Below are 19,318 nucleotides of genomic sequence, written 5' to 3'. Positions count from 1 at the left end.
AATTCATGCATTCGCCTACACCATCGCAGGACCGCCCCGATCTCCCTGATCTTCAGGGACCCTTGAGCGGTATTCGCGTGCTCGACATCACGTCGGTTGTGCTCGGGCCTCTCGCCACACTCGTACTCGGCGATTATGGTGCCGATGTCATCAAAATCGAAAGTCTCACAGGTGATCTGATGCGCGCCAATGGGGTTTCGCGCAATCCTGGAATGAGTTCGGTCTTCCTTGCGCTCAATCGCAACAAGCGCTCGCTGGCACTCGATCTGAAGAGCCCGAAAGGGCGAGAGATATTTCTGGAGTTAGCCGCGAGCGCCGATGTGATTATCCACAACATGCGTATTCCCGCAATTGAACGGCTGGGTCTCGGCTACGACGTCGTTCGCGCCATCAAGCCGGATATGGTCTACTGCGCCGCGACCGGTTTCGGTCAAGACGGTCCTTATCGCTTCAAACCGGCTTTCGACGACATTATCCAGGGCGCATGTGGCATGGCAAGCCTGGCCGGACAAGCGAGCGGAACGCCTGAGTATGTCCCCAGCTTAATCGCCGACAAGACCGCCGGTATGGCGGTAGTGAATGCGGTTCTGGCCGCATTGTTCCATCGTGAGCGCAGCGGTCAGGGACAGTATATCGAGGTACCGATGTTCGAAACTCTCGTCGAATTCACGCTCGCCGAGCATCTGGGCGGCTTGGCGTTCGACCCCGGGCTGGCACCGGCCGGCTATGGACGCATCATGAGCGGCGGCCGCAAGCCCATGCCGACCGCGGATGGTCATGTCGCAATGTTGCCCTACAGCCCTGGCCATTGGATTGCCTTGTTCCAGCGCGTCGGCCGGTCCGACCTGGTCGAAACCTACGCTATTACCGACCGACAAAAGCTCAACGCTGTGGTTCGTGACCTCTACCGTGAGCTGGGCATCATGACGTTGTCGAGGACCACCGCTGCGTGGGTAGCGATATGCGAGGAGCTGGACATTCCTGCCACACCGATCTATTCGCTCGACGACTTGCCCGACCATCCGCATCTACAGGCTATTGGCATGTTCCAATCGATGGATCATCCGAGTGAGGGCCGGCTACGCTATGTACGGCCGGCCACGCGATTTGGCGCGACACCTGCCAGTGTACGTCTGCCGACACCCCTGCTCGGCCAGCATTCGACAGAAATTCTGGGTGAGCTTGGATACTGCCCGCAAAAGATCGAGCGCCTACGAGAAGAGGGGATCATTGTCGCAACGATGGGTTCTTCGCCGCCTCCGAATACTGCTGTTGGTAAGGAAGACGGATAATGTTAGGTTCTATCGCATGAACATTGCGTGTATCAGATGGCTCAGAACAATGTTCTCAGCTTCATGGCCACCCCGCTGGCAAACACGCGCCGGGTGCCGAAGCGATCGGCCAGCCAGCCGCTCAGCGGGATGCAGGCCGCCAGACCAAGGATCTAACGGGAAACCACGGTTTTCATGCTCAGGGGCGTCACATGCAAGCGCGCAGCCATACTGAGAATGGCCGTGGAAACGACGTCCAAGCTTTCCTCACCCCGTTGGGAAAGCATAATCGATGAACTGTTCGCGCAACTTGTTTTTCAGCACCTTCCCGGTGGCCCCCATGGGAAGCGCGTCGACGAATACCACGTCGTTGGGGGTCCACCATTTGGCGATCTTGCCTTCATAAAAAGCAAGCAATGCATCGCGGTCCAGAGCGATACCGGGCTTCCGGACAACCACCAGTAGCGGACGCTCATCCCATTTCGGGTGTTTCACCGCAATACAAGCCGCCATGAAAACCGCCGGATGCCCCATCGCGATGTTCTCGAGATCGATCGAGCCGATCCATTCGCCCCCCGATTTGATGACATCTTTGTTGCGGTCGGTGATCTGCAGATAGCCATCGGCATCAATATTAGCGATATCACCGGTCGGAAACCAGCCATTACCATTAGTATCCATCTGGAGGCCGGCATCACCTTCATTTCTGAAGTAGCTGTTTGCAACCCAGGGTCCGCGCACCAGCAATTCCCCTGCCGTTTTTCCATCCCACGGCAGCGCGTGCCCGTCCTCGCTGACAATTTTCATATCGATGCCAAACACCGCACGGCCCTGCTTCGCCTGAACTGCATAGCGTTCTTCCGGACTAGCCTTTAACTGCCGGGATTTGAGTGCACAGACGGTGCCGAGCGGACTCAGTTCGGTCATCCCCCACGCGTGCAACACCTGCACGCCGAAGTCGTCCTGAAACTTGCGCAACATGGCGGGTGGACAGGCCGCGCCGCCAATCACCGTGCGCGTCACCGTCGAAAAATTCACATCGTTCGTTTCCACGTAACTCAGCAAACCTTGCCAGATTGTCGGCACGCCTGCCGCCATCGTCACGTGTTCCGTTTCAAGCAGCTCATAGAGTGATCTGCCATCCATTCCTGCCCCTGGAAACACCAGTTTGGCACCGACCATGCAAGCAATATAGGGAAGGCCCCAGGCATTCACGTGAAACATCGGAACCACTGGCAAGATGACGTCGCGCGCAGAACAGTTCAGCGCGTCAGGCAAGGCGGCTGCATAGGTGTGCAGCAGGGTTGAGCGGTGACTGTACAGGACGCCCTTCGGGTTGCCGGTCGTGCCAGAGGTATAACATAAAGTAGATGCCGTATCTTCGTCGAAAGTGGGCCAAACATAATCATCTGATGCGGCTTCCATCAAGTCTTCGTAGCACAACAGGTTGGCAATCCCGGCGTCCTGCGGCATATGCGCGCGGTCGGTCATGGCGACGAACGCCTTGACCGTTGGGCAACGCGCTGCGATCAATTTAACCATCGGCAGGAACGTTAGGTCAAAGAAGAGATACTGATCTTCCGCGTGATTCGCAATATAGGTCACCTGCTCCGGATGCAAGCGCGGATTGACGGTGTGAATGATCGCACCCATTCCGGATATCGCATAGTAAAGCTCCATATGCCGATACCCGTTCCACGCCAGTGTCGCCACCCGATCGCTACCCTTGACGCCTAATCCGGTCAGTACGTTGGCCAGTTGGCGCGTACGACGGTGACAGTCGCGGTACGTGTACCGATGCATATCACCCTCGACCCGACGCGACACAATTTCGGTATCGCCGTGATGACGATCCGCATGCACAATCAACGAGGAAATCAGTAACTTCCCGGACATCATCAAGCCATTCATACTTCTCTCTTTAATAAAGGTCACGGAGCATGACCATCTTGTATAGCGATATGGCAAGACACTATTTTTTAAGCAGTGTCATCTGGATCGAATCGGCTCAGCTCGCTTCAGCATCACGCATATCAAGGACTGGCTTCTTCACCATGACAGTGAGGAAACCTCAACCATTGATCAAACGAGGCACTTACGTCCTCACTTCGATTACCTGGGTGCGGATTCGATCAAGGCCCTGTCCACGCGGGTAGCAAGTGCTGCCCGTATCCGACCTGCGGCCTTGTCGAACCCGACTTAAACAATCTGGCAAAACGTCGACAAATGCCGGCTTTTTGCCATATTTCTATTGATACAACAACGCCCTCATCGTTTCTCTCAGACGAAATCAGAAAGTATGGGAGATGCCCAGTGCGATCGCTTTGACGGCAGCACCGGGTGCCGCTGCTGCGACGGTGGCGTCACTCGCTGCCAGCGCGAAGGCCGCCGTGGAGCCATTCTTGACAATGCCTGATGACGCATAGACGGATGTCCGTTTCGATAATGGATAGACATAACTCAGAGCGTAGATCGTCGCCTTCGGCGCGGCCCCAACTGCCGCGTCCAGGCGCATGCGTTGGAAGTTCACCAATACGGTACCGTTGCCCAACTGGGCGGTGCCTCCCAGCCAAATGTCGCTGGCGTCAGTATGCGCGACTGGTTGCTTCGTATTAAAGTAGCCTCCCGCCACCGAGTAGTCGCCAAAGACATATTTGGCACCCGCGACGATATCCTTGCGCGTCCCGGTGGCACCAGTGAAGCTAGCCGCCGTCCCTGTACCGGCGACCGTCGGCAGTTGAATCTGTTGGTAGGCACCAGTAATAGTCAATCCTGCGAGCACGTACTCGCCAGAAATGCCCCACATGTGGTTCGCATCTTTTGGCGCAGCACCCACTCCGCCGGGGCTCTCTGAACCCAGACTATACATAGCGCGCCCCTGGAAACCGTCAAGCTTGGGCGACACATAGAACACCGCGTTGCTGGCGCGTCCGAAGCGGTCGGACCCCGTGCCGGATAGTTGTACGATTTCCTGCACGTTGCCGTACAAGCCTAACTTTAGCGGATCACTTCGATTAATGGCCCAATACAGCGGGGTATAGTCACGACCAACGAAAACGCCGCCGAAATTTCCCTCTAGTCCAACATAAGAACGCCGATTGAAGAGGCCTGATATGGAGGCACCGCCCGGTGCCGCCGGCGTGGCCGTGGAAGGGTTGCCCGAATAAGTCTTCATGGCACCAGTATCCGCATCAAAACCTGCCTCAAGCTGAAATTTCGCCTTGAGTCCGCCACCGAGATCCTCTGTACCTTCCATGCCCCAACGCGAAGACGCGAAAATTCCTGAACTAACCAGGACCGTGTTCGAAGGCTTTGGAGAAGAAGCACCATTGTTGGTATAAGCAACGGCCTCATCTACCGTGCCATAAAAGGTAACATTCGATGTCGATTGCGCATAGGCAGCAGTCGAAAAAATGGAAAGAACGGCTAAGGCTAAACCTGTTTTATGCATGATATTGTCTCGTGAATTATTATAATTTTTTGTGAGTGGAAGGTGCATGCGCGCAAGCAACTCCACTAAAAACTGCGTCCGGCGGGTGTGAGTGATGTATCAGTTTTCTGCACAGACTCCTTCGTAAGTTATTTCTTTTTTAATTGATATTTCAATTTTTTTTAAGGGATATCTCCCCGGCAGGACTCAGATCGATTCGAGCGCCAGGTCTTTGGTTTTCGGCCCAAGGAATCCGATGGCAAGCATGACCATCCCCATGCATGAAGCAATAAGGATGAAGACCCCCGAGACACCATAACCATGCAATGTGAACGCGACCAGGAAACCGCCCAGTGCACCCGAAAGGCGACTCCATGAATAAACGAATCCTACGGCCATCGCTCTGATACGCGTAGGGTAAAGTTCAGCTTGATAGGCGTGAAAGTTGTACGCCAAAATCGCTGCAGCCAGTGTCATGACGATTCCGCTTGACACGATAATAATGGGATTGAGAGTGTGCCCAAATATCAGCCCGGCAATCGCCAATACAAATGCCGATATGACCATCTGCCATTTTCTCTCCAGCTTGTCGGCGAAGAAAATAGCCAGCGCCGGTCCAACCGGCATGGCAATCGCTATCGCCAGCGTGTAGCTCAGGCTGGTCGTGAGAGTGATGCCCTGCTTGACCAGGAAAGTCGGCGCCCAATTGACAAAGCCGTAAACTCCAATGCTTTGAAAAACGTGAAAGAGAACGAGCATCGTCGTACGGGGCGCATATTTACGGGTCCACAAGTCTTTAAATCCGGATTTTCTATGTTCCTCAATTCGCCTCACAGGCTGTGCAGGAGGCAACGGTTTACCGCTCTCGGCAGCGACTTTTTTCTCAAGCAGGGCAACGATCTTTTGCGCCCGGTCGACTTTCCCGCTCGCTGCCAGCCAGCGCGGGCTTTCTGGCAGGCCCTTGCGGATGGCCCAAATCGGCAGTGCCCCAAACGCACCTGCCAATACCACCCAGCGCCAGCCATCAATGCCGAAAGGCTGCAACGGCACCAACAACCATGCCATCAGCGCCACCGTCGGCCCGGCTAGAAACTGGATCGACGTGGAGACCGCGAAAGCCCGGCCGCGGATATGCCTGGGCACCATTTCACTCAAATAGGCATCGATGGTGACCAGTTCCAGTCCTAGACCAATGCCGACCATGAAGCGCCAGAAAAGCAGACTCTGTGCATCGTTTTGAAATGCCATTACGGCAGCGGCGATGGAATACCAGAGCAATGCGAAAGTGAAGACCGAGCGCCGGCCAAATCGATCCGCCACTGAGCCGATAACACAGGTTCCCACAAACAGGCCCGCGAAATTTGCCGCAATAAAAGCGGCCAGGCCATTCAAGCCAAACAGCTTAGCGGTGCTCGCGCTGAGGATGCCGCTTTTGATCATGCCAGGCGCGATATACGCAGTAGAAAGCAGCTCGTAAATCTCAAAAAATCCACCCATCGAAAGCAGGACTACCAGCGTCCATACTGCCCTCGTCGCCGGAAGGCGATCGATCCGGGCGCTAATCATGTCCTCCGCCGCAATGGTATTGTTTGCACCGGCCATGTCGTGCGTCGCACTTTTCGTGTTAACAGAAGTCATATGCTGCCCCAATAATCGTAATTTCTTTTTTCCATTGCCTGCAAACTCAGGTTGACCAGCTGATTCGTTTGATGCTTTTTTTGAAAAGTGACTCTCATCAGTTCGTCCTGTTGACTTACCCGATCAAAATGCCGTCAAGACTTTCAGTATCAGCAGAAATCCGGGCGCAGTCGTCCATCCATCCCCGGCAGGTGAGATGAAGTCCCCGTTTATCCTGCTTAGTGAATGCTCTGGCAAGCGCCCGGCGCTTGCCAATGGTCATGTCCTCAAGGCTGAAATGCGTCAGCGCGGTGTATCACCGCGCGTCGGAACGGGAGGCGGTGCCCGACGCACGAATGCCGCCGTGGAGGGGGCACGCGCTTGACCCGATTCGCCAACGGGTACCACCGTAACAAATTGCGTATCAGGTTCGAACTTTGCGCCAAACGCCAGACTCGCTTCTGAAAGCTTGAGTAGCATCTTCGATTCTTCATCAACAGTGCAGCGAACCGTCTCGTTCACCGCGCTGTGCCGCACAAACTGGAATGCCGTACGTGCTAACTTGCGGTCCTCGATTTCAGCGCGGATCATGAGTCCGACCCAGTCACCGTGCTGTATTCCCTCGTGACCCGTGTGGAAGCAAAAACTTCCGAGCCCGTAGAAAATCGGCTTGTCTTTGTAGTAGCCCACCGGGAGCGGATTATGAGGGCCGTGGCCCATCACGATATCGGCACCGGCATCGATCGCCGTATGCGCAATTTCAGTCATGTAATCGAATACTTCTCCTTGCAGTCCCCAATGGCAGGACGCCACCAGCACGTCCACCTGGCTGCGCAAAGCGGCGACTTCCTCGGCAAAAGTGCGGAGATATTCCGGGTCGCACCATGTAACGACCCGCGGAGGAATGCCGGGCCGATTGAAAGGGGCCATGCCGCGGCGATCACGGTACATGGGAACGTGATAAGCCGTATGGCCCATGATGACGGCAATACCAGTATCTTCGTCGCCAGCCTCATGGTTGGTTGCCCAGTAAACCGAACTGCGCTGCAGGAAACCATAACGCACACCGTCTCGCTCCACGATGATCGGGGCGTTGGCCGCCTTCCGATTCACGCCAGCGCCTGTATGCGGGATACCCAGGCGGTCGAGTTGTGCAATCGAGGCCCGAATTGGTGCCTCGCCGTAATTGACATTGTTGGCGATTCCCACTGCGCCAATCCCGGCGTCTATCAGTGCGGCACCACCAATCTCGGGATCGGCAAAGAAACCTTCTTGTTCAATGGACTGCCCGTGGGGCGGATTGTAAAGCGAGCACTCCAGGTTTGAGAACACCAGGTTGGCTGACCGAAGTTCGTCGCGCACATTGACAAACGGATTGTCACCAGGGCCAACGTTCATCAGGTTAATGTCGCCGGTAAGAATAAGCGTCTGGGTAGGCATGGTTATTACTCCTCTTTCATGTTGTTGATCGGCTGATTTAAATTTTTTTCAGCGCGTCAGTCCTGCATTTAGTAATACACAAAACCATCAAACAAGCGGCGGGCAGTCCGATACACAGAGCCCCGCACGGCATGCAAGGTCCCTTGATTTTCGGTTACCTCCGAGTCAACCACGATGACGCCGGAAGGATGGGCAAGTCGAATTGCATTGCCGTTGGCAGCGGAAGCCAGGCGATGTGGCAAGGTGCCTGGTATGCGGGCCGCAACGGCAGTGCAGACTGAGCCTGTGCCGGGCAAGGCCCTATGCGGCTGGCCACTCGAGAGCATGCGAATACATAGCTCGGCAGCGTCGGCTGGAATGCTGGTACCCGACAGAGTCGTGGAAACTTGTGCCCTCGAAATGATCCCGATCAGGGGTAGGTTTTTCAGCCCCTCCCCGAACGTCGCACTCAGTCCCATCGCGACGGAGGCCTGTGCGCCGATCGCATGCAAACGCGCCAGCGCCGCCAGATTCCGCTCAAGTGCCTCCGGTGACTCTACACCGGTCAGTCCCTCACCTGCCGCGTCCACGAATACACAGGGATTGGCCGCGTCCACCATGGACACTTCAATCAAACCAAATCCCGGCACGTCCAGCATGTCAAACGGATTTCCAGATGGTAACAATTTGCCGGTCGCGGAGCCGCCCGGTTCAAGAAAATCCAGACGAATCGGAGCGCCCGTCCCTGCCACGCCTGGTATTGCCAGGTCGCCGTCGATCGCCGCTTTGCCGTCTTCCACTAAAATGGTCGAACGGATGATTTTCTTTGTGTTCGTATTGTGAATACGTATTTCCGCACCTGCTCCGTTGACAGCAATCAGCCCCTCGTCTACTGCAAACGGACCCACTGCGGCCGACATGTTGCCGCAATTGCCTGCATAACTGACCCGTGCCTCCTTGACCATCACCTGGGCAAAAGTATAGTCAACGTCCGCATCCGGGCGCGATGAAGGGCCAATGACGCACACCTTGGATACCGAGGTGACGCCACCGCCCATTCCGTTCAGTTGCCGTCCACTGGGATCAGGACTGCCCATCGCCGCCAGGAATATCGCATCCCAATCGGCGCGCTCGGCAGGCAGATCGCGCGCATGAAACATGATTGCCTTGCTCGTGCCACCACGCATGAACACGGCTGAAATTTTTCCATGTGGCAAATATGATTTTTTCATTTTTTCTTCCACTTAAATGTATGTCAGGAAAGAGCGCTATTGCTGTTGTCCACTTTGCCCGCTTTTGGGATCAAAACGACAGATCCCTGACGCAAAAAATGGCGTCGTTATGCAAAGGCGGCCGCTACTTTCGGTGCCAACAGTGCGATCAATTCTCCGGTATCCGTCAGTTCTTCCAGTGCGAGCACGACCCGCACGATTTCAGTCTGGCGCGCGGGGGTGATCAAGCCGTCGGTCAAGTGACAAAATTTCGACACGATTTCTTCCTTTGACAGCGGTTGCAAAATAGAACGCGGCGCCATGCGGAATTCCTCAATTTGTGAACCATCGCGGAAGAAGACCCGTACACGCGTCTGGACGCGCCCGGCTGGACCACCTTTGTCAAATTCAGGTTCGTGGCGCGCCACGATGCGGGGAATTAGCGCCCAGACGTCATCCTGATTGATACGCTGTGGCGTAAACTGCGGCACCAGTGCAGCGCCATCGAGTATCGCCACGGCGAGAGCGTAGGCGATGTTCATCTGCGCGCCGATCGGCGTAATTGGCCGTTCAATTTCCCACCAGCCATGGTGGTAGACCGCATGCGACAGATCAACTTCGATGCGTTCGATATCGTCGGCATGCAAGGTGCGCTGCGCATTGATCGCGAACAATGCATCCAGAGGCGCGTGCAATCCACCCATCGCCGCATATTGTTTAATGACGATGCGTTCTATTTCCCAGTGCTGGCCCAGGCCATTGGTGATCTGCGTTGCGTCAGGCGCGTGCCCTTCGCCAAAGGTCGACAAAAAACCGCCGTACTCGCGCTCGAATACGCGTTTAATGCCGGTGTAGCCACCGGCCGCCAAAAATGCCGCATACAAGCCGTTGCGCGAACTGAAGCCGTGGTGCATGCGCTTCGACATGGCTTCATATTGCGCGGCCATCAATCCCGCCGACTGCGTTCCCGCCAGCCCCAGCGCATCCTCGAATTGCGCCGGATTCAGTTGCAACAATGTGCCGGCAGCCGCCGCGCTGGCATGGGTGCCGAATACGGAACCGGAATGCCAGCCGCGCGACAGCATTTGCGTACCGTGCAATGCGAGACCAACACGCGGCCCGACTTCATAACCAGCGACCGCGCCTTGCAACAGCTTTGCGCCGCTGATGCCGCCCAATTTTTCGGCGCTCGCCAGCAGCGATGGAATCACCAGCGATGCGCTGTGCAGCGGTGCAGCCAGGTGAAAATCATCAAGTTCGAAACCCTGAATAAAGGTACCGTTGAGCAGTGCCGCCGCCGGTGCGCTGGTCTTCATGCCCCAGCCAATTACCGTGCTCTCGCCTTGTCCTTCCAGGGCCGTCACCAGTTCGACTGCCTTGCGCGACCAGGGCAGTTGGGCGCCGACGATGGCGCATCCCAGGCCGTCAAGTGTCAGGTATTTAGCCCGATCCCGGATGTGCTGCGGCACGTCGTCGAGTTTCAGATTAGCCAGCCAGGTGGCAAGCTGACCAGTGGTGCCGTCTGGATCCGTCGCGGTATCGCGGTTCAAGTCTTGTGTGGTGTTCATTTTTTTCGTGCTCCAAAATTAAGGGCTTCAGTTTTGTAGTGTTGTTGGGCGCATTATGGCTACGCTAGGCCAGGCCCAGATCAATACGCTCCGTTTGCGGATCATTGACTTTCCAGACCCAGGGACGCCGCGTGCGGTCCGCAGTTTGCCAGGCAAGAATAAGAGCGCCGTCACGCAAGGTCAGGCCAATTTCATCGAGCCCTGCCAGCAGCGATGCACGGCGCAAGGTATCGATGCCGAAATCAAGAGTGTAGCCGTCGGCAGCGATAATTGTTTGTTCCTCCAGATCTATCGTAAAGGCCTGGCCGTTCGCGGCGCGCGCCGCAAGCGCATCGACCTGAGCTTGCGCCAGCACGATCGGCAACACGCCATTCTGAAAGCAATTGTTTGAAAATATATCGCCGAAGCTAGGTGCGATGACGCAACGGATTCCCATCGCCTGCAAAGCCCAGACGGCGGTCTCGCGGGACGAACCGCAACCAAAATTTACTCCGGCAAGCAGAATCGGCGCACCGCGAAACGGCGGCCGGTTTGGCATGAATTCAGGATCGTCGCTGCCATCAGGCAAATAGCGCAGGGCCTCGAACGCATAGGGACCAAGTTGCTCGCGCGGCATACTAAGCCATTCAACTCTGATGATGACGTCGGTATCGATATTGGCGCGCATCACAGCGGCAATGGGCCCGCCGACGGTGGTAAAGTTTTGCATGGTCATAAGCTCCGGACATCAGTGATGAAACCGGTCACGGCGGCGGCGGCGGCCATCGCGGGACTGGCCAGATGGGTGCGTGCACCCGGGCCCTGGCGACCAACGAAATTGCGATTCGAGGTGGACACGGCGCGTGCCTCAGGTGGCACCCGCTCACCGTTCGCCGCAACACACATGCTGCAGCCTGGCTCGCGCCATTCAAAACCAGCATTTTGAAACACGTGCTGTAAGCCTTCGGCTTCAGCCTCGCGCTGAACCTGCAGCGATCCCGGGACAACCCAGGCGGTGACGCCAACGGCGACCCGACGCCCGCGTACAACATCGGCCGCGGCGCGCAGGTCAGACAAGCGCGAGTTGGTGCACGAGCCGATGAATACCCAGTCGACCCTGGTACCGGCGATAGCCTGCCCCGGCGCTAATCCCATGTATTCGATTGCCTGCTGCCAGGCGTCACGGCTGACCGAATCAGGCGCTAGCGCTGGATCGGGCACCACACCGTCGATGCCAATAACGTGTTCCGGGCTGGTACCCCAGGTGATGGTCGGTCCGACGGCGCTGATATCAATGATTTCTTCCCGGTCAAAGACGGCGTCAACGTCACTTTGCAGGGTACGCCAGTGTGCGACAGCTTGCTCGAACAACGCACCGGCGGGGGCAAACGGCCGCCCTTTAAGATAGGCGAAGGTCGTTTCGTCAGGCGCGACCATGCCGAACTTTGCACCGATTTCAACTGACAAATTGCAAATCGTCAAGCGCCCTTCGATACTCATTGTGCGAATCGCCGAACCCGCATATTCGATCGCGTAACCAACACCGGCCGCAGCACCCAGGCGGCCAATCAGATGCAAAATCAAATCTTTCGGGGCAACTCCCGGCGCCATGGTGCCTTCGAAACGCACTCGCATGCGCTTCGGCTTTTGCTGACGCAGGGTCTGCGTGGCAAGTACATGGACGCTCTCGGACGAGCCGATGCCGAAGGCCAATGCGCCAATAGCGCCATTGGTACAAGTATGGCTGTCGCCGCACACCACTGTGGTGCCGGGTAACACAATGCCGAGCTCGGGTCCCATCACATGGACGATACCCTGACCGGTCTGGCCAAGGTCAAAATAGCGCACACCCGCCTTTTCGGCACCGCGCTTGAGTCCGGCCCATAGAATCGCACCGGGAGCAAAAGTTTCGCCGGTGCGGCCTGGCGCGCTCGATACCACATGATCGGGCGTAGCGAAAGCCAGTTCTGGATTTTGCAGTGACAAGCCGCGCGAAGCAATATCAGCCAGCGCGGGCGCGCCGGACAGATCGTGCAGCAAATGGCGATCGATGTGCAGCAACACCCAGCCATCGCCCAACTCGCGCACCACGTGCGCATCCCATAGTTTATCGAACAGTGTACGGCTCATGTCACTTGCTTTCCATCATGGCACCGGCGTTGAAACGCGTGCGCACGGTGTCCCATTCGTCGGCACCGAAACGGCGAAATATCTGGGCCACGGTGCCTGTCATGGGAGGCGTCATGTACGTGGCCTTGAGCTGCGCCAACGCTGCATCGCCAGCTTCGATCGCGGCCATTAGCATCAATCCGGGCAGAATCGCCATCTTATAGCCCATCGCTTCCGCTTCACGCAGATCGAAGATCGGAGTGCGGCCACCCGGCACTACGTTCAGCAGGCAGGGGCCGCGAACGGCCTTGGGCACGGCGGCTACTTCTTCCAGTGTTTGCATGGCCTCGAGGAAGACCATATCGGCTCCGGCTTCGAGTGCTGCATTACCGCGCCAGATGGCTTCATCCAAACTCATCATGGCGCGCGCGTCGGTGCGCGCGATGATCACGAATTCTGTTGTGCGGCGCGCTTCAACCGCGGCACGAATCTTCGATATGAATTCGACCCGCGAGATAACCTCTTTGCCGTCGAGGTGGCCGCAGCGCTTGGGTGAAACCTGATCTTCGATGTGAATACCGGCCACGCCGCGTGCCTCGTATTCCCGTACCGTGCGCGTCACGTTGAGCTCGTTACCGTATCCGGTGTCGGCATCTGCGATCAGCGGAATTGCGACAGAACGCGCCATGCTGGCAGCGTTATCGACCATCTCGCTCATGGTAAGAAGACCAAAGTCAGGATAGCCACGTGCGGCCGAGGTGCCCGCACCGGTCATATAAACGGCTTCGAAGCCAGCCTGCTCTATCAGGCGGGCACCGATCCCGTCGTAGGCACCCGGGACGATCAACATGCTGGGATTTGCCAGCCGTGCTTTAAGAGAGGAAGCTTTCATATTAATCCTGCGAAAAAAACTAACCGGGTAAAATTTCGAGCGACCCGGAATGCGCACCGTTTTATGTTGAGAATCTGGTCGGCCGTTGTTACTGCCGCGTTCTCGTTCTTTGCTGCTGGGTCAGACATCTTAGCTACCCTTCGGTGAATTTGTCAATATGTGATTATACTAATATTACAACTGAAAACTTCAAACACCGCGCTCTGCACTTCTGCTAAAGCAATGCATTCGCTATCGAGACGGTGAATTTCAATTTCACTAAGAGCTGAGCGCGGAGGCAGCGGTGGCTCATCTGCAAGTGGCACTCGTGCCGGTGGCGGGAAAATCGACCGAAACTGATCCCGATCTTCCTCTGAAAGGGAATGTCTCTCAGCACAGCCTATGACCCATCCACCTGGCGTAACAAGAGCGCCAGGCCGACTTACGATTGCCTTGGTTTGATAACGGTCGACGCATCGACGCCTGTCTCGACTGGAATTTCAATAGCCTGTGCATCAAGCGAACGGCCCGTCATATCAATACCAAACAACGCCATGATGATCGCCTGCGCCAACATCAGTCCGACAATAGCGAACATTACGCCGCTTACGCCGCCTTCATAGGCATACAGAATACTGACCGCCTGAGGCGCAAGAATGGACGCGACGCGCCCCGCTGTACTCGATATGCTGGTTCCACGCAGCCGCAGCTCGGTTGGAAATAGCTCCGGCACATAAGTGGAAAATGATAATGTGCCCATGCAATATATCGATGCAATCAGGGTGATTCCGATTAACGCCGTTGTTTCGATCGACCCTGCATGGGAGTACCACCAGCCTAACCCAGCGGTAATGACGGAGAGCGCGATAATCCCTTTCTTGCGCCCCCATTTATCGGAATAACGACCCGCCAAAAAAATGCCTATCAGGCTACCCGTGTTCATCAACGCCGTGTGGCCGAGAGAGGCCGTCACCGACAGTCCTTGTTTGACAAGAAATGTCGGAAGCCAGACGATGAACCCATACACGGCACTTAATGGGACGATGTTCAGCGTCATACCCAGCAACGTCGATCGCAGCAGTGGCGGTTTGAACAGGTCGATCAGGCGATAGTGCGCTGCTGTCGGCGCTTTAGCAGGGACGGGAGTAGATACGGGTACGGAAAGAATATGTTTTTTTGATACTTCCGCTTCGATCTCGTCAAGGACCTGACGCGCTTCGGCATGTCTGCCTGCGGATTCTAGCCAGCGGGGCGATTCAGGCATTTTTTTCCGCAAATACCAGACCACGAATGCGCCAGTCCCGGCGATGACGAACATCCAGCGCCAACCGAAATGCGGAATCACCAGATAGCTGACGAGACTGGATACCGGCAGCGCGGAAGTCGCAATGAAAAAGATAATCGCGCCCCACTTGCCACGTTTTTGTGGCGGAACAAACTCGGATATGGTCGAGTACCCGACAACCACCTCGGCACCCAGGCCAATTCCCATCAGGAAGCGGCAAACGATGAGCCATGTCATCGATGGCGCGCAGGCAGCGGCAATCGACATGGTGCCGAATAAGAGCAGATTGAATTGGAAAGCGAAGCGCCGTCCAAACTTGTCACCCACCCAACCGGCGAGTAGAGCACCGATCGATGCACCGACCGCTCCCGCCGACGCAAACTGGGCATTCTGCGCCATCGTGGCCCAACCCGAGGTGGACAATGCCATCATGACGCCGCTTGCCAAAAACAAATCGAACGCGTCAAAGAACAATCCCGCTCCGATCAATGCGGCCAATCGGCGGTGGAACGATGATTCTGGAAGGCGGTCCAGTCGCTGTCCTGCGGTGTATTTCATGCTTATCTCCTGTTTTTGTGTATTTTTTTGGTCGTGCCTGCATCGCTGGCGTCGCCGCGAATCGCATTCCTGCTGTTCTTTTCGTGTGGAATAGCCGCAAAGCGCATGGGGGTTGTTCACCAGAATGTGCCAGCACTAAGCTTTATCTGAGGCCCGGTCCATCAGCAAGTCGAAATTCCGACGCTGTGCATCTTTTTACAAATATTTCTGGTAAGGCCTGGTTTTCCAATGCGTGGGCGCCAACCCGTCAGTCCACTAATTTGACAGCGCGGGAAGGAAAAATTGACATCGCTCAGAGCGGTAATACATCGGAATCGCAAGGGGACCGGCCGCACATCAAACAACGATGGTCGCGACCATTCAGCATCTACGGTGTCGACTGTAGAGGTAGCTTTACTTGCTATATTGCTTGAATTCATGTGTCTCCTGCTAGCGGGGGCCGACTGGTTGGCACTCTTTGTGGCACCGTAAAGCTGAGTGTATCACATTATAAACACCATACAATGCTATAAATATTCTCTACAAATTTGATACGTGTCCCAGCGGAAATAAACGAATACAGCGCAGCGATTGAACATTGATACACCAAGGGCGGATAACGACCGTTTTTTGGAACAGCCTTGTAACGCCATGCGGTGAATGCGAAATGCAATAATTAAAGCCGCACGGTTTAAGCTTGCGGAAAATTGTGACCGAGTGGCCTGAGAGGCGCACATGGTCAAGCGTCATCTGGCGCTGAAATCTCTGCCCATTACGTGCGTAAAGTGAACAGGGAAATTAAACTGGCATGGTACGAAAGATGTTTGAGAGCGGCAGCCTACAGCCCATCCCGACTGAATTCCGGTGACGATCGCGTATCGCCAGAGTGTGGAGCGGGATATAAAGGCGGACAAAGTCAACTGCGCTGTAGGTATACTTTCAATTGGCGTAGCCACTCGAATCGGTACAAGGCTTCGAAACGACAACAGGCGAACAACTCGAGGTTGACTCGGTCGCCTGTATTTTCTGTCATTCTCCGGAGGCGGCGATGCGTGCTTCCGCAGTGCTCTTTAGTCGGGCCCATTTTGGTCGGGGCCGTCGATAATAATTTGTCCGGCGAATAACGTATTAACGCTATCACCCGGGATTTCCATCAGTATCCGAGCACGATCGGCTGGCATGTATGCTGTCAGGTGCAGCACCGGGCTTGCATCGAGGTCGTGCATCAGACGCACCAGTTTTAATAACGGCGCGCCGACTTCGGTTCGCAACAGTCGGGCCCGCTGCGGATCACACGCAACTGCGGTAGTTTCTTGCACTACCCTTCCGAACTGAATACCTTGCGCAATCAGGATTTCGTACAATGCTTTTTTCTTGAGCGCCGCCTCGGTAACCCGTCGCCCGATCGAAGCAGGCACCCATGCGTCGGTTATCATGGCGGGGGCACCGCTGCTATTGAAGCGAAGCCGCAAAGCGTGGACCGCCTTTTCATCTGCCGGTAGCAGTAAAAGTTTCGCTACGTCGAGCGGTGGCACATCTTGCACGACCTCTAGCACCTGCACCACCGTTTCCATCGCGGTTTTGCGGAGGTCGTCGATAATACTTAGGCTAGGTGCCGGACGTGCCTGCGATGGGCCACCGACTATGAAGGTTCCACGTCCGTGCCGCCGTTCGACTACGCCGAGCGCTGCGAGATCATTCAAGCCGCGCCGCACCGTAATGCGCGACACGCCAAAGCGCTCGCACAGCGTTTCTTCTTTAGGTAGCGCGCCATCGGGGTACATACCGCGCGAAATTTCGTCGCGCAACACCAGAAATATCTGGCGATGCAATGCGATGCCCTTCGTGGCAGAAAGAGGTGGAATAATAGTCGATAAGGTCATATACACGGAATGTAAGATTGGTCTGTGATTATATCGTAATAATGTCAGGATTACACATCGCGTGAAACAGCCTTCACCGCCAAAAAGGATTCAACTACACCGGATGTTAGCTTCCTTGTAAAGTGTTTAAATCTCGCTTTTAAACCGCGCATTGAGGCTTCCGTCACCGAACTGGCAGATGGAAAAAGCACCTGAAAAAGTATCAAATATGTTAGGTTTATCAGATGAAATAATCGATAACCTACTGTGACGAAGACGTTCAATCTGAAACCATGTCCTTGCCAACCGGCCGAGCCGCACACGAAAGCGTTTTGCGACGGAACGTTTCAGTTGCGGTTAAAAGGAGCAGAAGGCATAGCGCGTTTTTTTAATGCACGATGACTGGGCAACAGATTGTTATGCTACAGCTTTATATAATCCACAGAAAGCAAAAAATATTGCAGCGTTTTATTTTATGGTGATATTGGTATAGACTATGATTTCAATAGGCTGAACTGAAAATACATTTTAGATTTGGGCTTTCAGCGGCTACCAATGCATGCGCATGGGCATACGCTAACGCGGTTTGCATCACCTTGGTGTTGCCCCGTTCCCGCCCCTTCCACCGGAGCTATCTATGTCATCACTCGAATACCTGGGCAACGCACCTGTTGCTTGCGACCACAGATCGCGCCCCATGTCACCCGTAACACGCGACGGCGACGTCGTCTGTATCTCCGCCCTGGCGCTCACCGATGCCACCCTGGCCTATGTCTGCAAGACCGCAGTGAGGCTGGACGGCGCCCGTTACTTCGGCAGGTTCAAGCCTGTCCGCATGAACGACTTCCCCGGCGGAGAGCTGGCACCCCCGAGCACCGAAGCGTGGCTGATGGTCAATGCGAAGGTTCAGATCAATGTGGCGCCCTGCAAACTTAAGGTCTGAACACTATGGCACGTATTGTTAAAGTAGCGGCCGCTCAGCTTGGCCCAATCGCGAAAACCGAAACCAGAGAGATGGTTGTCAAACGCCTGATCGCCCTGCTTGAGCAAGCCAGTATCCGTGGTTGTGACCTTGCGGTGTTCCCCGAACTGGCGCTCACCACCTTCTTTCCACACTGGGAGGTCACCGACCCGGTGGAGCTTGACAGCTATTACGAAAAGACCATGCCTGAAGGACCTGTGGTCGCGCTGTTTGAGGCGGCGAAACGTCTCAGCATCGGATTCTCCCTGGGATACGCCGAACTGGACGGTCAACAGCGGTTCAACAGCTCGGTACTGGTCAGTAAGGAGGGGCAAATCGTCGGCAAATACCGCAAGGTGCATCTGCCGGGGTACAGTGAGATCCATCCGGAGCATCCATTTCAAAATCTCGAGAAAATGTATTTTGAGGTGGGTGACCTCGGTTTTCCCGTGTTCGACGCCTTTGGCGGGAAAGTTGGCATGGCAATCTGCAATGACCGACGCTGGCCGGAAACCTACCGCATACTTGCGCTCCAGGGGGTGGAGTTGATCACGCTCGGCTACAATACGCCTTTGCTCAATCCAGGCCAGACACAAAGTCCAGCTCAGCGCCTGTTTCACAACCGTCTTTGTATGCAGGCGGGCGCTTACCAGAACAGTACCTGGGTCGTGGGAGTTGCCAAGGCGGGGCTGGAAGAAGGTTGCGACATGATGGCAGGGACGTGCATCATTGCACCTACTGGTGAGATTGTCGCCGAAACTTCCGGCATTGGTGACGAGCTCGCGGTTGCCGAGTGTGATCTGGATGCGTGCCTGCCCGGCAAGGAGGGGGAGTTTAATTTGAAACTCAATCGGCGTCCGGAAAAATATGGGCTGCTTATTGAAGTTTTGTGATCTACGAAGCTTGGGTCAAGTGGCTGCTGGCCCAGCCTTTTAGATACGCCAAGGTCAGAGACGCCGACAAAAACGCATTCATGGGCAACGTCGAGGACAGATTCAATGCGGCGTGGCTCGAGATCAAGTACACCGTTGCTTCCGATAATATTGGAACGCTTGGTTGACGCTTCCTCAAGAGAGGCTCTGGAGCGCGTCGCGAACGTCCACGCGCAGAGAATAAAAATCACCGCATTAGCCACCAATAACGTGCCGGTCACATCACAAACCAAAGCAAAGCAAAGCAACCCTTGAGTTTCCTCCGG

Annotated in this window: 14 protein-coding genes; 3 read left to right on the top strand and 11 right to left on the bottom strand. The window is 55.6% G+C overall.

What is annotated here, in order from left to right; genetic code table 11:
* The first annotated feature begins 5 nt into the window (after positions 1–5).
* Positions 6–1,292: a CaiB/BaiF CoA-transferase family protein gene (locus JQN73_RS16785; protein WP_205323421.1), complete on the top strand. Its 1,287-nt coding sequence runs from the start codon at positions 6–8 to the stop codon at positions 1,290–1,292.
* Positions 1,293–1,538: 246 nt separating this feature from the next.
* On the opposite strand, the gene JQN73_RS16780 is transcribed toward JQN73_RS16785, so the two are convergent.
* The 11 genes from JQN73_RS16780 to JQN73_RS16730 form a co-directional block, all read right to left on the bottom strand.
* Positions 1,539–3,182 (bottom strand): 3-(methylthio)propionyl-CoA ligase, encoded by a 1,644-nt coding sequence (locus tag JQN73_RS16780; RefSeq protein WP_205320010.1) that lies wholly within the window; start codon positions 3,180–3,182, stop codon positions 1,539–1,541.
* Positions 3,183–3,561: 379 nt separating this feature from the next.
* Positions 3,562–4,722 carry a porin gene (locus JQN73_RS16775; RefSeq protein WP_205320008.1) on the bottom strand — a complete coding sequence of 387 codons (1,161 nt, stop codon included), beginning with the start codon at positions 4,720–4,722 and terminating at the stop codon, positions 3,562–3,564.
* 186 nt (positions 4,723–4,908) lie between these two features.
* The gene (locus JQN73_RS16770) at positions 4,909–6,303 is read right to left on the bottom strand and encodes an MFS transporter (RefSeq protein WP_205323420.1); all 1,395 of its coding nucleotides are present in this window, start codon (positions 6,301–6,303) and stop codon (positions 4,909–4,911) included.
* A gap of 318 nt (positions 6,304–6,621) precedes the next feature.
* Complete coding sequence (locus JQN73_RS16765; protein ID WP_205320006.1) at positions 6,622–7,758, bottom strand: CapA family protein; 1,137 nt, start codon at positions 7,756–7,758, stop codon at positions 6,622–6,624.
* 68 nt (positions 7,759–7,826) lie between these two features.
* Positions 7,827–8,969, bottom strand: coding sequence for a 2-methylaconitate cis-trans isomerase PrpF family protein (locus JQN73_RS16760; RefSeq protein WP_205320004.1), 1,143 nt, complete (start codon positions 8,967–8,969; stop codon positions 7,827–7,829).
* A gap of 107 nt (positions 8,970–9,076) precedes the next feature.
* Positions 9,077–10,516 (bottom strand): MmgE/PrpD family protein, encoded by a 1,440-nt coding sequence (locus JQN73_RS16755; RefSeq protein WP_205319997.1) that lies wholly within the window; start codon positions 10,514–10,516, stop codon positions 9,077–9,079.
* Positions 10,517–10,580: 64 nt separating this feature from the next.
* The gene (gene leuD / locus JQN73_RS16750; RefSeq protein WP_205319995.1) at positions 10,581–11,225 is read right to left on the bottom strand and encodes a 3-isopropylmalate dehydratase small subunit; all 645 of its coding nucleotides are present in this window, start codon (positions 11,223–11,225) and stop codon (positions 10,581–10,583) included.
* 2 nt (positions 11,226–11,227) lie between these two features.
* A complete protein-coding gene (gene leuC, locus JQN73_RS16745; RefSeq protein ID WP_205319993.1) occupies positions 11,228–12,625 on the bottom strand; it encodes a 3-isopropylmalate dehydratase large subunit in 1,398 nt (465 codons plus the stop codon).
* A 1-nt stretch (position 12,626) separates the two neighbouring features.
* On the bottom strand, positions 12,627–13,496 hold the full coding sequence (locus tag JQN73_RS16740; RefSeq protein WP_205319991.1) for an oxaloacetate decarboxylase: 870 nt from the start codon (positions 13,494–13,496) through the stop codon (positions 12,627–12,629).
* Positions 13,497–13,917: 421 nt separating this feature from the next.
* Positions 13,918–15,318, bottom strand: a complete 1,401-nt coding sequence (locus JQN73_RS16735; RefSeq protein ID WP_205319989.1) for an MFS transporter — start codon at positions 15,316–15,318, stop codon at positions 13,918–13,920.
* A 1,049-nt stretch (positions 15,319–16,367) separates the two neighbouring features.
* On the bottom strand, positions 16,368–17,180 hold the full coding sequence (locus JQN73_RS16730) for a GntR family transcriptional regulator (protein ID WP_205319987.1): 813 nt from the start codon (positions 17,178–17,180) through the stop codon (positions 16,368–16,370).
* A gap of 616 nt (positions 17,181–17,796) precedes the next feature.
* On the opposite strand from JQN73_RS16730, the gene JQN73_RS16725 reads away from it, so the two are divergent.
* The gene (locus JQN73_RS16725) at positions 17,797–18,102 is read left to right on the top strand and encodes a RidA family protein (protein WP_205319985.1); all 306 of its coding nucleotides are present in this window, start codon (positions 17,797–17,799) and stop codon (positions 18,100–18,102) included.
* A 5-nt stretch (positions 18,103–18,107) separates the two neighbouring features.
* Positions 18,108–19,013: an N-carbamoyl-D-amino-acid hydrolase gene (locus tag JQN73_RS16720; protein ID WP_205319983.1), complete on the top strand. Its 906-nt coding sequence runs from the start codon at positions 18,108–18,110 to the stop codon at positions 19,011–19,013.
* Positions 19,014–19,318 lie beyond the last annotated feature (305 nt).

This window comes from Glaciimonas sp. PAMC28666, from assembly GCF_016917355.1.
GTDB lineage: Bacteria > Pseudomonadota > Gammaproteobacteria > Burkholderiales > Burkholderiaceae_D > Glaciimonas.
Note: the sequence above shows the minus strand (reverse complement) of the source record. Positions and strands in the feature narration are given on the sequence as shown.

Coding starts and splice junctions, on each gene's coding strand:
- JQN73_RS16785 (WP_205323421.1), top strand. CDS start 6: ATGCATTCGCCTACACCATCGCAGGACCGCCCCGATCTCCCTGATCTT.
- JQN73_RS16780 (WP_205320010.1), bottom strand. CDS start 3,182: ATGAATGGCTTGATGATGTCCGGGAAGTTACTGATTTCCTCGTTGATT.
- JQN73_RS16775 (WP_205320008.1), bottom strand. CDS start 4,722: ATGCATAAAACAGGTTTAGCCTTAGCCGTTCTTTCCATTTTTTCGACT.
- JQN73_RS16770 (WP_205323420.1), bottom strand. CDS start 6,303: ATGGCCGGTGCAAACAATACCATTGCGGCGGAGGACATGATTAGCGCC.
- JQN73_RS16765 (WP_205320006.1), bottom strand. CDS start 7,758: ATGCCTACCCAGACGCTTATTCTTACCGGCGACATTAACCTGATGAAC.
- JQN73_RS16760 (WP_205320004.1), bottom strand. CDS start 8,969: ATGAAAAAATCATATTTGCCACATGGAAAAATTTCAGCCGTGTTCATG.
- JQN73_RS16755 (WP_205319997.1), bottom strand. CDS start 10,516: ATGAACACCACACAAGACTTGAACCGCGATACCGCGACGGATCCAGAC.
- leuD (WP_205319995.1), bottom strand. CDS start 11,225: ATGCAAAACTTTACCACCGTCGGCGGGCCCATTGCCGCTGTGATGCGC.
- leuC (WP_205319993.1), bottom strand. CDS start 12,625: ATGAGCCGTACACTGTTCGATAAACTATGGGATGCGCACGTGGTGCGC.
- JQN73_RS16740 (WP_205319991.1), bottom strand. CDS start 13,496: ATGAAAGCTTCCTCTCTTAAAGCACGGCTGGCAAATCCCAGCATGTTG.
- JQN73_RS16735 (WP_205319989.1), bottom strand. CDS start 15,318: ATGAAATACACCGCAGGACAGCGACTGGACCGCCTTCCAGAATCATCG.
- JQN73_RS16730 (WP_205319987.1), bottom strand. CDS start 17,180: ATGACCTTATCGACTATTATTCCACCTCTTTCTGCCACGAAGGGCATC.
- JQN73_RS16725 (WP_205319985.1), top strand. CDS start 17,797: ATGTCATCACTCGAATACCTGGGCAACGCACCTGTTGCTTGCGACCAC.
- JQN73_RS16720 (WP_205319983.1), top strand. CDS start 18,108: ATGGCACGTATTGTTAAAGTAGCGGCCGCTCAGCTTGGCCCAATCGCG.